The following is a 14,945-nucleotide window of genomic DNA, read 5'->3' as shown; positions in this document are numbered from 1 at the left end:
GCGGTGCCTCGCTTCGCTCGGTACCGGCTCAGCCGGCAGTGGGGGTGCCGGCTCAGCCGGCAGTGGGGGTGCAGGCTCAGCCGGCGCCAATCCTCGAACGTGCGTTCGATCTCGGTGTACGGTGGGGAGCATGTCCATCGGCATCCAGGGTTCGTTGTTCGCCGAGGTGGCCGCGGAACCGGCGCTCGGCGACCTGGCGGCCTCGATGACGCGGCGTCCACTCACCGACGGTGCGTGGGTGGACCTGTGCCCGGGCTGGATCAGCGGACCCGACGAGCTGTTCGACCGACTCCGCCGCGATGTCCCGTGGCGAGCCGAGCGACGTCAGATGTACGACCGCGTCGTCGACGTCCCCCGGCTGGTGTCGATCTATCAGAAGGACGATCCGTTCCCCGATGCGTTGATCACCGAGATGCGGTCTGCGCTGTCGCGGCATTACCGCGACGAACTGCCCGAAGGTTTCGCGACCGCCGGCATCAGCCTCTACCGCGACGGCAACGACTCGGTCGCCTGGCACGGTGACCGCATCGGCCGGGCGTCGACGCACGACACGATGGTCGCGATCGTCTCCCTCGGCGCCCCGCGGCCGCTGATGCTGCGACCGCGCGGCGGCGGGAAGTCGCTGAAGTTCACCCTGTCCACCGGTGACCTGCTGGTCATGGGCGGCAGCTGCCAGCGCACCTGGGAACACGCGGTACCCAAGGTGCGCGGCGTCGGGGCGCGGATCAGCATCCAGCTGAGGCCGCCCGGGGTGTGGTGAGCGCGGGTGCTCGTTTCGCGCGGTGGCTCGCTGGCGCTCGCTACCGGCTCAACGAGCGGGGGTGCGGGTGCTCGTTTCGACGCGGTGGCTCGCTGGCGCTCGCTACCGGCTCAACGAGCGGGATTTGCGGTGGCTCGCTACCGGCTCAACGAGCGGGATTTGCGGGCGCTCGCTACCGGCTCAACGAGCTCAGCCGGCGTTGGAAATCGGCGTGATCGGCAACCGCAGTGCGGCGGGTGCGTACTCGGGCACCGCGGGACGGGCGGGGTGCACCGGGGCGACCGGCTCGTACGACGCACCGAGCTCCGGACGCGGGTCCGCCTCACCGGCGTTCGGCCACATCGCGAGTGCGCGCTCGGCCTGGGCGGTGATCGTCAGCGACGGGTTCACACCCAGGTTCGCCGATACCGCCGAACCGTCGACGACGTGCAGGCCCGGATGGTTGAACACGCGGTGATACGGGTCGACGACGCCGTCGTCGGCGGAACGTCCGATCGAGCAGCCGCCCAGGAAGTGCGCGGTCATCGGGATGTTCAGCCAGTCGACGAAGGAACCGCCCGGGTCGCCGTCGATCTCGTCGGCGATCTTGCGGACGGCCTCGTGGCCCACCGGGATCCAGGTCGGCGGCGGGTCGCCGGCACCTGGCTTGCTGCGCAGCATCGGACCGAAACGGCCACGGCGCGAGAATAATTCGAGGGAGTTGTCGGCGGTCTGCATCACCAGGGCGATGATCGTGCGCTCGGACCAGTTGCGAACCGACAGGCCACGCAATGTGACGAGCGGGTGCTTGATCATCTCGACCACGGCTGCGAGAGGCCGCGGCAGGCGACCGTCGCCATCGATGAGCATCGCCTGCAACAACCCGATCAGGTTGCTGCCCTTGCCGTATCGCACGGGCTCGATGTGGGTGTGTTCGTTCGGGTGGAACGACGACGTGATCGCCACACCCTCGGTGTAGTCGACCTTCAGATCGGTCGCGGTCGCGGCCAGGACGGCCTCGGAGTTGGTCCGGACCACCTTCCCGAGCCGAGGGGACAGCCCGGGAAGTCGACCGCTCTGCTGCATGTCCAGCAGCAGCTTGTTGGTGCCGTACGTGCCGGCGGCGAACACCACGTGATCGGCGGTGAACGAACGGCGACCACGGCGCGACCAGCGTCGACCCGTTCGATGCGTACCGACGGTGTATCCGCCCTCTGATCGTGGACGGACATCGTCGACGGTCGTCAGCGGGATGACGGTGGCACCGGCCTGTTCGGCCAGGTACAAATAGTTCTTGACCAGCGTGTTCTTCGCGCCGACGGGACAACCGGTCATGCAGGCGCCGCAATCGGTGCAGCCGGTGCGGGCCGGTCCGGCGCCGCCGAAGAACGGGTCCTCGACAGTCTTTCCGGGCTCGCCGAAGAAGACGCCGACGGGCGTGTGGACGAAGGTGCCGCCTGCGCCCATGTCCTCGGCGACCTTGCGCATCACCCGGTCGGCCGGGGTGACCTTGGGATAGGTGGTCACACCGAGCATGCGCGACGCCTGGTCGTAGTAGGGGTCGAGTTCGGCGGCCCAGTCGGTGATCTTGCCCCAGTGCGGGTCGTCGAAGAATGCGGGGAGTGGCCGGTACAGCGTGTTCGCGTAGTTCAGCGATCCGCCGCCGACGCCTGCGCCGGCCATCACGAGGACGTCGCGCAGCAGGTGCATGCGCTGGACGCCGAACATGCCGAGCGCCGGCGCCCACACGTAATCCTTGAGACGCCAACTGGTCTTGGGCAGGTCGGCGTCGGCGAAACGACGACCCGACTCGACGACCGCGACGCGATAACCCTTCTCGGTCAGCCGGAGTGCGGCCACCGAGCCGCCGAAACCGGAACCGATGACGATGGCGTCGTAGTGGTCGGCGTCATGATGAACGGTCCTGGTCACTGGGCGAGGGTCCTTTCGGGATCGGTGTCGGTGACGGTGGTTTCAACGGTTTCGGCGACGGCCGGGATGGCGTCGTCGAAGCGGTGGTCGGCGGCCTCGAACGACGCCATCTGGCGGCGGAAGTCGCTGGTGAACTTGGGCCACATCACCGAGTTGCGGCCGGTGGAGTCGAGGTACCAGCTCGAGCAGCCACCCGAATTCCACACGGTGCGTTCCAGTTCGGGGTCGAGGTCGGCGTTGTAGCCGTCCTGCGCCGCCTGGGTGACCTCGAAGGTCGAATGCCCGGCGCGGGTGACCTCGGCGATCGTCTTGGACATGTAATACGCCTGCGGCTCGAGCATCAGCACGATCGAACTGTGGCCGAGATTGGTGTTGGGGCCGTACAGGAAGAACAGATTCGGGAAGCCGTGGACCTCGACGCCGCGGTACGCACGCGGCGAACCCTGCCAGGTCTCGGCCAGGGTGCGTCCGTCGCGGCCGGTGACGGCCCTCGCGATGGGCGGCTCGGTGGGTGTGAACCCGGTGGCGAAGACGACGGTGTCGACCTCGTGCTCGCGACCCTGATCGTCGACGGCGCCGTTCGCGGTGAGGCGGGTGATTGCACCGGTCACCGTGGCGTTGTCGCGCTGGAGGGCGGGAAACCACTTGTTGGTCAACAGCATCCGCTTGCAGCCGATGGTGTAGTCGGGGGTGAGGCGCTTGCGGAGTGAGCGGTCGCGGACCTGGACTCGGAGCTGAGCCAGCGCAAGGGTTTTCGCGATCGGCAGCAACTTGGGGTTGCGCGCCATCATCAGGACGTAGGCCTCGCGGTAGGCCCAGACCATCTTGCGGACCAGGCGGTGCACGCCGGGGACGCGCTTGTAGATGGCGCGTTCCATCGGACCGATGTTGCGGTCGAGGCGGGGCACGACCCAGGCGGGTGTGCGCTGGAAGACGGTGAGATGTCCGACGGTGTCGACGATCTCGGGCACGATCTGGATGGCCGACGCGCCGGTGCCGACCAGGGCGACCTTGCGTCCGCGCAGGTCCTGGGTGTGATCCCACTTGGCGGAGTGGAACATCGTGCCGGTGAAATCCTCGGCGCCCGGCACCTCGGGGAGGCCCGGCTCCGACAGCGCGCCCGGCGCGGCGACGAGGAAGCGGGTGCGGATCTGCCCGTTCGTCGTGTCGACGACCCACTCCTGTGCGGAACCGTCCCAGCGGGCGGCGGTCAGCGCGCAGTTGTAACGGATCTGATCGTCGTAATCGGCTGCGACCGAACGCAAGTAGTTGTGGATCTCGTGGCGTCGACCGTAGGTGTGCGCCCAGTCCGGGTTCGGTGCGAACGACAGCGAGTACAGCGAGGTGGGGACGTCGCAGGCCGCGCCCGGGTAGTCGTTCTCGCGCCACACGCCGCCGGCGCCCTCGGCCCGCTCGATCGCGAGCGTCTGCAGGCCGGGATGGTCCTTTCGCAGCCGGTGGAGGGCGGCGAGGCCACCGAATCCGACGCCGACGACGAGAACGTCGACGCGTTCGGGCAACGGGAGCGAACTGATGTCAGCCATGGTTCAGCAGGTCCTTCCAGACGGGCAGAAGACGGTCGAGGTAGTCGCGGTCGGCGTCGGGGGATCGCAGGATGCGCGACACCGCGAGGCCGCGAGCGAGTTCGATGGAGAGCTCGAGTTCTTGTGGGGTGTACCGGTCGCCGAACAGTTCGGCGCAGCCCACGGCCAGGGCGTCGGAGACACGCTGTTCGAGCGGGATCAGCGCGGTGCGCAGCCCGACGTCGCAGCGTGCGGCCACCCAGAGTTCGAGCGCGGCGTCGAACAGCGGTCCGCTGAATGCCTCGATCAGGATCTCGAGTCCCTCGTCGCCGGTGCGCGGTCGGGACAGGACCTCTTCGAGGCGCCGGTCGACGAGGTGGGCGACGGCAGCGACGACCAGCGATTCCCGGGTGGGGAAGTGGTGCAGCAGCGCGCCGCGGGAGACACCCGCACGGCGGTTGACCTCCTGGGTGGTGGTGGCCGCGTAGCCGACCTCGACCAGCGCCTCGACCGCGGCGTCGAGGACCCGGGTGCGGGTCGCCGCGGTGCGTTCGGCCTGGGTTCGCCGACGAGGGGCGCTGGTGGGCTCGGTCACAGTGGCGAGCGTAACACACAAACAGTCCGGACTGCTTGTAAGTGGTTTGGGGCGGATCTGGGTCCGGCGCGGAAACCCACCCTTTTTCGGCAAACCCTCCAGGGCCGAGAGTGGAGGAAATGCCGAAAAAGGGTGGGTTTGCGGTGGCGTGAGTTTCTCGCACCGGGGCCCGCCGGCGCGCGGAGTAAGTTCGACCTCATGCGATTCGGACTCTTCATTCCCCAGGGCTGGCGGCTTGATCTCGTGGGCATCGACCCGGCGAACCAGTGGGAGGTGATGTCGTCGGTGGCGAACCGTGCTGAATCCGCCGGCTGGGACTCGGTCTGGGTCTACGACCACTTCCACACCGTCCCGCTGCCGACCGACGAGGCCACGCATGAGGCGTGGACGCTCGTCTCCGCGCTGGCCGCGACCACGAGTCGCGTCGACATCGGACAGATGTGCACCGCGATGAGCTACCGCAACCCGATGTACCTGGCGAAGGTCGCCGCCACCGCGGACCTGATCTCCGGTGGACGCGTGCAGATGGGCATCGGCGGCGGCTGGTACGAACACGAATGGCGCGCCTACGGATACGGATTCCCCTCGGCCGGTGAGCGTCTCGCCCGGCTCGACGAGGGCGTGCAGATCATGAAGCAGGCGTGGGAAACCGGCCGCGCCACCCTCGACGGCAAGCACTACACCGTCAACGACGCGATCTGTCAGCCGCAACCGACCGCCGGGAAGCTGCCGCTGTGGATCGCGGGCGGTGGTGAGAAGAAGACGCTGCGGATCGCGGCGCAGTACGCCGATTACACCAACTTCGACGGCACTCCCGAAGGATTCGCCCACAAATCGTCGGTGCTGCAACAGCATTGCGTCGACCTCGGACGCGACTTCGATTCGATCGTCCGGTCGTCGAACTACAACGTCATCCTCGGTGAGACCGACGCCGACGTCGAGCGCAAGCTCACCGATCTCGAGGCGGGGATGGCGAAGATCGTCGGGCCGGAAGCGGCGTCGGGCAGCATGGGCGCGTTTCGCGGGATGCCTGCGGTCGGAACCCCGGAGCAGGTCGCGGACAACCTTCGTGGGCTCAAGGCAGCCGGTATGACCTACGGGATCTTCTACTTCCCGAACATCGCCCACGACCGCGAGGACCTTGAGTTGTTCGAGGAGCACGTGGTGCCCGCGTTGCGCTGAGCTGGGACGTCCGGAGCCCCGACTGCCGAACCTCAACTCGACCGGCAGACGTCGATCGACGTCTGCGGGTCGGGTTGACGTCGACCGGTAGTTGGGTGGGCGACGGTGGGTCGCCGGCCCTTCGAGGCTCGTCGCTTGCGCTCCTCGCACCTCAGGGAGCGGGGGTGGCTCGTCGCTTGCGCTCCTCGCACCTCAGGGAGCGGGGGTGGCTCGTCGCTTGCGCTCCTCGCACCTCAGGGAGCGGGGGTGGCTCGTCGCTTGCGCTCCTCGCACCTCAGGGAGCGGGGGTCGTGTCGCTCCCTTTCGATACGCTCGCAAGCTCGCTACTCAAGGAGCAGTGCGGGGCTCGCTACTCGAGGAGCAGGCTTCACAGCTTTCGCAACCGGTCCGCGGCTTCGGCGATGACGTCGTCGCGCTTGGCGAAGGCGAAGCGGACGAGGTGGTGCCAGGGTTCGCGGTCGTCGGCGAAGACGCTGACCGGCACGGCGGCGACGCCGATGCGCTCCGGTAGGGACCGGCAGAACTCGATGCCGTCGTCGAAGCCGAGGGGGCGCGGGTCGGCGCAGACGAAATAGGTTGCCTCGCTGCGGTGTACGTCGAAGCCGACGTCGAGGAGGGCGGCGGTGATCATGTCGCGCTTGTCCTGCAGCGCGGCGGCCGACGCGCGGACCCAACCCATCTCGTTGTCGAGGGCCTGGGCGACGGCCGGCTGGAACGGACCGGAACCGACGTAGGACATGTACTGCTTGGCGGTCTTGGTCGCGGCGATCAGCTCGGGAGGCCCGCTGATCCAGCCGACCTTCCAGCCGGTGCAGTTGAAAGTCTTCGCGGCGCTGGAGATCCGGAGGGTGCGCTCGCGCATGCCGGGCAGCGTCGCCAGCGGCGTGTGGGTGCGGCCGTCGAAGAGCAGGTGCTCGTACACCTCGTCGCACACGGCGATGACGTCGAATTCGATGCAGAGGCGGGCGATCTCGGCGAGGTCGTCGTCGGACAGCACGGTGCCCGTCGGATTGTGCGGCGTATTCACGATGAACACTGCGCTTTTCGGGCCGAAAGCATTTGCGAGACGTTCGCGTTCCAGGCGGAAACCGTCGCCGTCTTCGACGAGCGGCACGACGCGTCGGACACCGCTCGCCATCGCGACCGTGGCCGCGTAGGCGTCGTAGTAGGGCTCGATCATGATGACCTCGTCGCCCGGCTCGATCAGCCCGACGACGGCACCGGCGATCGCCTCGGTGGCACCGACCGTGATGAGTACTTCGCGGTCGGGGTCGTAGTCGAGTTCGTAGTGCTCGCGCTGGTGGCGCGCCACCGCATGCCGCAGCTCCGGAACCCCGATGCCGGGCGGGTACTGGTTGTGGCCGTCGGTGATGGCGCGTCGGGCGGCTTCGAGCATCGACTCCGGGCCGTCGGTGTCGGGGAAGCCCTGCCCCAGATTGATCGCCCCGTGCTCGACGGCGAGAGCCGACATCTCGGCGAAGATCGTGGTCATGAACGGCCGCAGACGGGTCGCGGTCCTGTTCTCGAACGACATGCGTCCAGGGTGGCACATCACGGATTCGGACAGCTCGCGGACGCGGTCTGAACTGCCTGATTTCCGCGCTTTGCAACGTCATTGCAGCGTACGATCCCTCGCATGGCAGAGCCATCGGAGGTTCGAACGCGCAATCGTGCGAGACGCGTGGTCGTCGCGATTGCGGCGTGTGTCGCGCTCGTCGTCCTGGGCGCATGTTCTTCGGTCGAGCGGGTGACCAACAACGTCTCCAAGCCGACGGATGTGGCGATCGGGCAATGTGTGCAGGTCAGGTCGACCGATGGCGACGATTCGAACGTCGAGGCGACGAAGTCGGGTTGTGACGCCGAGGGGATGACCTTCATCGCGTCGCAGGTCGTGCCGGGGGAGTGCGGCGAGTTCGAGAACTACCTGACCTTCCCGGACACCTCCGACCGCCTGTGCCTGATGCCGAACTTCGCGCAGGGTGAGTGCTATGCGATCCCGCAGTCGGCGGGCGGTTCGCTGGTCGACTTCAAGGAGGTCGACTGCAACGCCGACGCGGGTCCGGACTCCGTGGTCTACCTCGTCGAGACGACCGGCGACGGCTCCCTCGAATGCGCCGAAGGCCAGGTCAAAGCCGCCTACGAGAAGCCGGAACCGCGCGTCTTCTGCCTGGCCTCGTTGTCCGGCGGCTGACCTCACCCCCTCGATCGGACCATCCCGCGCCGTGCCTGGGGTGGTCCAACTGAGCGACGCCGCGACACATTGTGGTCGCCGCGCACGATCTCGGGGTGTCAGACTGAGGCCACCTGCCCGAGGAGGATGAGGAGGAGCGAATGCCGCGGAACCCCGGCGAGCACTTCGCCGGCTACACGATCATCCGACTCATCGGCCGGGGCGGAATGGGCGAGATCTATCTGGCCCGGCACCCGCACCTGCCGCGCAACGAGGCGTTGAAAGTCCTGCCCGCCGAACTCAGCCGCGACCCGATGTACCGGCAACGGTTCGTCAAAGAGGCCGAACACGCGTCGAGCGTCGTGCATCCGTCGATCGTCACGATCTTCAACTCCGGTGAGTACGACGGTCATCTGTGGATCGCGATGGAATTCATCGACGGCATCGATGCCCTCAAACTACTGCGGAAGACGCCGCAGGGCCTCGATCCGCAGACCGTCATCGCCATCGTCCGATCCGTCGGCGCCGCCCTCGACCGCGCCCACGCCACCGGGCTGCTGCACCGCGACGTCAAACCCGCCAACATCCTGCTGCAGGGCGTCGACGGCCCGGAACCGCGAGTGTTGCTCGCGGACTTCGGGATCGCGAAGTCCGAACAGGACGTCAGCCACCTGACGTCGACCAACGTCTTCCTCGGCACCGTGGCCTACGCGGCGCCGGAGCAGCTGCTGGGCGACACGGTCGACGCCCGCGCCGACCAGTACGCCCTCGCCGCCACCGTCTTCGAACTCCTCACCGGCCGACCGCCGTTCCAGGGCGCCAGCACGGCGTCGATCATCGCCCACCACCTGCAGTCGATGCCGCCGCGACTGTCGAGCCTGCGCCCCGGGATCTCGCCCGCAGCCGACGCGGTGTTCGGCCGGGCGCTGGCCAAGGAACCCGACCGTCGCTACCCGTCGTGCCGCGAGTTCGGCGTCGAACTCGAACGGGCACTCACCACTCCGGAACCGCCGAGACTGTCCAAAGAGCCGACGCTGCGCTCCCCGGGTTCGACGCCGGGGCCCGTCGTCGGTGCGCCGTATCAGCAACCGGGCGCCCATCAGCCGCAGCAACCTCCCCGGCCTGTGCAGCCGCCGTACGGGGGCGGCCCGTCGTATGCGGGGTCACCGCCGGGCCATCCGCCCGGCCAACCTCCGCCGGGCACGTATTCCCCTGGCTACCAGGGTTATCCGTCGCAGCCCGGTTACCCGACGCCGCCACCGAAGAAGAAAGGGTCGGGGGTGCTGATCGCACTGGGTGCGCTCGCGCTCGTCCTGGTTCTCGCGATCGTCGGTGGCGTCGTCTATGTGGCGACGAAGGTGTCGACCGCCCCCGAGGCCGGTGGCACGTCGACGACTTCCGCGGGACCGACGGAGTCCACCGGAACCACGCCGAGTGAGAGCCCCGCGGCCCGGACCACCGACACGACGCCGTTGTCGGTCACCGGACCCGACGACGTGGGAATCGGCGAATGCGTCGGCATCGCCATGCAGGCGGGATCGTCGACGACGGTGCTGGCGTCGAAGATCGACTGCGACTCGTCGGGGATGAACTTCTACACCGCGTCGATCATCCCGACGGCGACTCCGTGTGCCAGCGAACAGAATTCGACGCTGACCTTCCCGAACAGCACCCGAAAGCTGTGCCTGACACCGAACTTCTACGAGGGGCTCTGCTACCTGATCCCAAAGGAGGGCGGGTCGCTGGCCGACTATCGCGAGGTGCCGTGCACGAGCGCGCCCGCGTTGCGGACGGTCCTCGCGCGCGTGAACACCCGTGGCGGGTCGTCGGTCACCTGCGCGGCCGGCGAGGCCCGCTGGACGTTCGTCCAGCCGGAGTCGATCGGGTACTGCCTGGTCGAGATCTGAGGTTTCGATACGGCTCGTCGCAAGCTCCTCGCCTACTCAACCAGCAGCAAGGACGGCTCGTCGCAAGCTCCTCGCCTACTCAACCAGCAGCAAGGACGGCTCGTCGCAGGCTCCTCGCCTACTCAACCAGCAGCAGGGACGTCAGTCCGCCGAGGTGGGGTCCCCGATGGTCGGGCCGAGGAGGTCGTCGGCGTCGGTGATGCGGTAGGCGTAGCCCTGTTCGGCGAGGAAGCGCTGCCGGTGGGCGGCGTAGTCGGCGTCGAGGGTGTCGCGGGAGACCACCGAGTAGAAGTGGGCCTGTCCGCCGTCGTGTTTCGGCCGGAGCAGGCGGCCGAGGCGCTGGGCCTCTTCCTGCCGTGACCCGAAGGTGCCCGACACCTGCACGGCGACGGACGCCTCGGGCAGGTCGATGGAGAAGTTGGCGACCTTCGACACGACGAGCGTCTGCAGTTCGCCGGTGCGGAAGCGGTCGAACAGGATCTCGCGCTCCTTGTTCTTCGTCGACCCCTGGATGACCGGACAGTCGAGTTCGCGGCCGAGTTCCTCCAGCTGGTCGATGTAGGCGCCGATGACCAGCGTCTGCTGGTGCTGGTGCTTGTTCAGGATCGCCTTCACCACGTTGACCTTGGTGTGCGCGGTCGAGCAGAGCTTGTACTTCTCCTCCGGCTCGGCGACCGCGTACTGCAGGCGCTCCTCGTCGGTGAGGGTCACGCGGACCTCGATGCACTCGGCGGGCGCGATCCAGCCCTGCGCCTCGATGTCCTTCCACGGGGCGTCGTAGCGCTTGGGGCCGATGAGGGAGAAGACGTCACCCTCGCGGCCGTCTTCGCGGACCAGGGTCGCGGTGAGGCCGAGGCGGCGGCGCGACTGGAGGTCGGCGGTCATGCGGAAGACCGGTGCGGGCAGCAGGTGCACCTCGTCGTAGATGATCAGGCCCCAGTCGCGGGAGTCGAAGAGGTCGAGATTCTTGTACTCGCCCTTCGACTTTCGCGTCATCACCTGGTAGGTCGCGATGGTGACCGGGCGGATCTCCTTGCGTTCGCCGGAGTATTCGCCGATCTCGTCCTCGGTCAGCGTGGTGCGGGCGACGAGCTCGCGCTTCCACTGCCGCCCGGCGACGGTGTTGGTGACCAGGATCAGGGTGGTGGCGCCGGCCTTGGCCATCGCGGCCGCGCCGACCATCGTCTTACCCGCACCACACGGCAGCACGACGACGCCCGATCCGCCGGCCCAGAACGAGTCGGCCGCCATCTCCTGGTAGTCGCGCAGATGCCAGTCGTCCTGGGCGAGGTCGATGGGGTGCGCCTCGCCGTCGACGTAACCGGCGAGGTCCTCGGCCGGCCAGCCGACCTTCAGCAGCACCTGCTTGAGGCGGCCGCGCTCGGACGGATGCACGACGACGGTGTCGTCGTCGAGTTGCGCACCCAACATCGGGGCGACCTTCTTGTTGCGCATGACCTCGACCAGCACCGCGCGGTCGAGGCTGACGAGCGTGAGGCCGTGCGCCGGGTGCTTGACCAGCTGCAGGCGGCCGAAGCGGCCCATCGTGTCGACGACGTCCATCAGCAGCGGCTGGGGGACTGCGTAGCGCGAGTACGTGACCAGCGCGTCGACGACCTGCTCGGCGTCGTGGCCCGCAGCGCGCGCATTCCACAGCGCGAGCGGCGTGACCCGGTAGGTGTGGACGTGCTCGGGAGCACGTTCGAGTTCGGCGAAAGGTGCGATCGCCTGACGAGCGGCCTGCGCATCGGGGTGGTCGACCTCGAGCAGCAGCGTTTTGTCGGATTGCACGATCAGGGGTCCATCGGTCACCCGCTCCATTGTCCAGATGGGAGCGGTGATTGTCAGCGACGGGTGAGTTTGTGGGTCAGAACACGGGGATGCCGAGCCGGCGGCGCACCCGCAGGTCGACGATGTTCAGCCGGAAAATACCGCGCAGCACGGGTGCCACGACTGGGTCGACGACGCGCAGCGCGGCGAGAATCGCCTGGTAGCGGCGGGCGTCGTCCTCTGTCCAGGTCCAGCCCATCATCGCCCGGAACTCCGGCGGGAGGCCGGCGTTGATCGCGTAGGTGAGGAAACCGCCGAGCGTCTTGTGGGCGACGGTGCCGACGACGCCGGCGCGGAACTCCAGGAAGGAGAGGTCGGCGAGGCTGCTCAGCTCCTGCCGGACCGGCTCGTCGATGCGCAGTTCGGCCAACTGGCTGTTCCAGTAGACGAGGAGGTCGTCGTAGGTCGCCGGCCACTTGTCGCGGGGGACGTTGAGTGCGGTGCCGAGCGGATGCGACTCGGTGAGCACCAGGTGCTTCTCCGCCTCGGTGAGCGGTCCGTAGATCAGCTCGTACTGGTCGATGAAGTACTTGAGCAGGCACACCGCTACCCACAGCTGCAGACGGGAGTCGTTGGCGCTGTAGCGGACGGGGCTGGTCTCGGTGGAATAGACCTGGTCGTGGACGCGGCCGACGCAGTTGTGGATGTACTCCTTGTCGGAGTCGTTGCCCATCAGTGCCACGGCCAGGAAGGTGCCGGTGGTGCGGGCGCGTTTGATCGGGCGTTTGATGGCGTTGCCCTGCGGCACGCGGCTCTCGTGGACGCCGTACCCGACCTTCGGGTTGGACAGCTGCATGATCACGTTCGCGACGGAGAGCGTCGGACCGATGACGGTGACGAGGTCGGCGGGGCGGGTCACCGGGCGGCGCCGGCGGTGCGATCGCCTGGTCCGCGGCACCATGTCGTGCTGGTAGGTGTCCGGGACCTCGACGGAGGCGTCGGCGAGATGGCGTACGGCGGTCATGGCGGGCCAGCTTTCCTCGGCGCTGATAATCGCGAGCCTACCAAGATCTTGAGACGGATGTCACAGGTCGTTTCATCGGGTGATGGGGCCTTCGTGGCTCGTCGCTTGCGCTCCGCGCACCGGAAGTACCGGCGGCCGTCGTGGAATTCACCGATGAGCAAGGGTTCCACCGATCACACGCGACGAGATCGTCGCACCCGCGCAGAAATGAGGTCGCATGCGACATCGCTTCGCCCGTACGACTTCAGCCGAGGTCGCTCATCCGGATCGATGTCGCGTGCGACGTCGATCCGGATGCCATGTGCTGGGGCTGCACGGGGTGATTGCTGCACTGCGGTCGGGCGGCGCGAGAATCGCGTCCATCTCAGGGGTCGGCAGGGGCAATGTGCCCTCCGACGGTGCTCACGGGGACGCGTTCGTCGGCGCTTCCCCGGGTGCGGTGGCAAGGTGAACTCAGCCGGCCTTCGAGGCTCGTCGCTTACGCTCCTCGCACCTCAGTATCCGCGGCCGGCGGGCCGGCCGTCGTGGTTGGGGAAGGTTCGTGCTGGTCACCGCCGGTGGTCCGGGGTGATAGTGGAAGGGTGGAGTGCGGTGACCTCGGATACTCCTTTGTGCCGGTGAGCCAGTACCTCAGTGTGAGGCGCGGGGCCTGCCACGGGAATCGTGGATTGTTGCTGCGAGCACGCGGATCAGACTCTGAGAGCGGTCCAGCCCCGTCCGCACCCCACTCCGATCTGTTGAGAGGAGTTGGCGATGGACATCCTCCATCCCCGCTGCGCCGGTCTCGACGTGTCGAAAACCGATGTCAAAGTGTGTGTGCGGCTGAGCAGTCCGGGTCGCAAACCGGTGCAAGAGATCACCACCTGGTCATCGATGAGTCGCGACATCCTGCGCTTGCGGGACTATCTGATCGATGAACAGGTCACCTGTGTGGTCATGGAAGCCACCGGCGACTATTGGAAACCGTTCTACTACGTCCTCGAAGATGCCCCGTTCGAGGTGATGCTGGTCAACGCCCACGACGCCAAGAACCTGCCCGGCCGCAAGACCGATGTTTCCGATGCCGCCTGGCTGGCCCAGTTGGCTGCCCACGGTTTGCTGCGGGCGTCGTTCGTTCCTCCCGAACCGATCCGCCGACTGCGGGATCTGACCCGTACCCGTACCGCGATCACCCGCGAACGCAGCCGCGAGATCCAACGGTTGGAGAAAGTTCTCGAAGACGCCGGCATCAAACTATCGGTCGTCGTTTCCGACATCACCGGAGTGTCGGCCCGCCGAATGCTGCGGGCACTGGCCTCGGGGCAACGCGACCCCGATGTGCTGGCCGAGATGTCGGTGAAACTGCTGCGCCGCAAAATCCCCGCGCTCACCCAGGCACTACAAGGCCGCTTCACCGAGCACCACGCATTCCTGGTGACACTGCATCTGGACTTCATCGATCAGCACACCAGCCAGATCGATGCCCTCACCGCACGTATCGAGGAAGTGATGGCGCCCTTTCAGGCCGCCCGCGACCGGCTCGTCACCATCCCCGGAGTCTCCACCACCACCGCCGATGTGATCATCGCCGAGACCGGGGCGGAGATGACCCAGTTCCCCACACCCGGACACCTGGCCTCCTGGGCCGGAGTCTGCCCCGGCCACCACCAATCAGCCGGACGCACCAAAAACGCCAAAACCCGGCCCGGTAACCGCCACCTCAAAGGTGCCCTCGGGGCTGCGGCCCTATCGATCGCCAACCACCGAGGAACATTCCTCAACGCCAAGTACCGCCACCTCATGCGCCATCGCGGTAAGCCCAAAGCCATCGTCGCCATCGAACACAGCCTGCTCACGATCATCTGGAACATGCTCACCGACAACACCAGCTACCGAGAACCCGGACCCGACTACCACCAACGCAGCCACCCCGACCGCGCCCGCAACCAAGCCATCCGCCAACTCCAACAACTCGGCTACACCGTCACCCTCACCCCGAACGAGGCAGCCTAGCAACGCCCCTCACCTGAACCTTCGGATCAGGCAGCGAGGGGAGGGGGCGTCGTCGTGTTCTTTCGGCGAGGCAGCGAGGGGAGGGGGGCGTCGTCGTGTTCTTTCGGATCG

The 14,945-nt window shown here is 67.4% G+C and carries 11 protein-coding genes; 5 read left to right on the top strand and 6 right to left on the bottom strand.

Annotated features, from left to right (window positions below; genetic code table 11):
* Positions 1-130: 130 nt before the first annotated feature.
* A complete protein-coding gene (locus BLU62_RS17175) occupies positions 131-760 on the top strand; it encodes an alpha-ketoglutarate-dependent dioxygenase AlkB (protein WP_074850978.1) in 630 nt (209 codons plus the stop codon).
* Between the two features lie 189 nt (positions 761-949).
* On the opposite strand, the gene BLU62_RS17170 is transcribed toward BLU62_RS17175, so the two are convergent.
* Genes BLU62_RS17170 through BLU62_RS17160 form a run of 3 tightly spaced genes read right to left on the bottom strand, consistent with a single transcriptional unit; the run spans position 950 to position 4,789 of the window.
* The gene (locus tag BLU62_RS17170; RefSeq protein ID WP_074850976.1) at positions 950-2,671 is read right to left on the bottom strand and encodes a GMC oxidoreductase; all 1,722 of its coding nucleotides are present in this window, start codon (positions 2,669-2,671) and stop codon (positions 950-952) included.
* On the bottom strand, positions 2,668-4,215 hold the full coding sequence (locus BLU62_RS17165) for a flavin-containing monooxygenase (protein ID WP_074850974.1): 1,548 nt from the start codon (positions 4,213-4,215) through the stop codon (positions 2,668-2,670). The genes BLU62_RS17170 and BLU62_RS17165 overlap by 4 nt, the downstream gene beginning before the upstream one ends.
* A complete protein-coding gene (locus BLU62_RS17160) occupies positions 4,208-4,789 on the bottom strand; it encodes a TetR/AcrR family transcriptional regulator (protein WP_074850972.1) in 582 nt (193 codons plus the stop codon). Before BLU62_RS17160 ends, BLU62_RS17165 begins: the two co-directional genes overlap by 8 nt.
* 198 nt (positions 4,790-4,987) lie before the next feature.
* On the opposite strand from BLU62_RS17160, the gene BLU62_RS17155 reads away from it, so the two are divergent.
* A complete protein-coding gene (locus BLU62_RS17155) occupies positions 4,988-5,971 on the top strand; it encodes an LLM class F420-dependent oxidoreductase (protein WP_074850970.1) in 984 nt (327 codons plus the stop codon).
* Between the two features lie 367 nt (positions 5,972-6,338).
* On the opposite strand, the gene BLU62_RS17150 is transcribed toward BLU62_RS17155, so the two are convergent.
* Entirely contained in the window at positions 6,339-7,505 is a 1,167-nt protein-coding gene (locus BLU62_RS17150; protein WP_074850968.1) for a pyridoxal phosphate-dependent aminotransferase, read from the bottom strand.
* Positions 7,506-7,607: 102 nt separating this feature from the next.
* Here BLU62_RS17150 and BLU62_RS17145 point away from each other — a divergent pair, with 102 nt between their 5' ends.
* On the top strand, positions 7,608-8,162 hold the full coding sequence (locus BLU62_RS17145) for a pyridine nucleotide-disulfide oxidoreductase (RefSeq protein ID WP_074850967.1): 555 nt from the start codon (positions 7,608-7,610) through the stop codon (positions 8,160-8,162).
* Positions 8,163-8,302: 140 nt separating this feature from the next.
* Positions 8,303-10,048, top strand: a complete 1,746-nt coding sequence (locus BLU62_RS17140) for a serine/threonine-protein kinase (RefSeq protein WP_074850966.1) — start codon at positions 8,303-8,305, stop codon at positions 10,046-10,048.
* Positions 10,049-10,189: 141 nt separating this feature from the next.
* Here the strand turns inward: BLU62_RS17140 and BLU62_RS17135 are convergent, their stop codons facing one another.
* Both BLU62_RS17135 and BLU62_RS17130 read right to left on the bottom strand, forming a co-directional pair.
* Entirely contained in the window at positions 10,190-11,860 is a 1,671-nt protein-coding gene (locus BLU62_RS17135) for a DNA repair helicase XPB (RefSeq protein WP_342028641.1), read from the bottom strand.
* Between the two features lie 55 nt (positions 11,861-11,915).
* A complete protein-coding gene (locus tag BLU62_RS17130) occupies positions 11,916-12,842 on the bottom strand; it encodes an oxygenase MpaB family protein (RefSeq protein WP_074850963.1) in 927 nt (308 codons plus the stop codon).
* 753 nt (positions 12,843-13,595) lie between these two features.
* Here BLU62_RS17130 and BLU62_RS17125 point away from each other — a divergent pair.
* A complete protein-coding gene (locus BLU62_RS17125; RefSeq protein ID WP_074850961.1) occupies positions 13,596-14,834 on the top strand; it encodes an IS110 family RNA-guided transposase in 1,239 nt (412 codons plus the stop codon).
* The last annotated feature ends 111 nt before the right edge of the window (positions 14,835-14,945 follow it).

It is taken from the genome of Gordonia westfalica, from assembly GCF_900105725.1.
GTDB classification, from domain to species: Bacteria; Actinomycetota; Actinomycetes; order Mycobacteriales; family Mycobacteriaceae; genus Gordonia; species Gordonia westfalica.
This window is presented reverse-complemented; position numbering and strand designations above follow the sequence as displayed.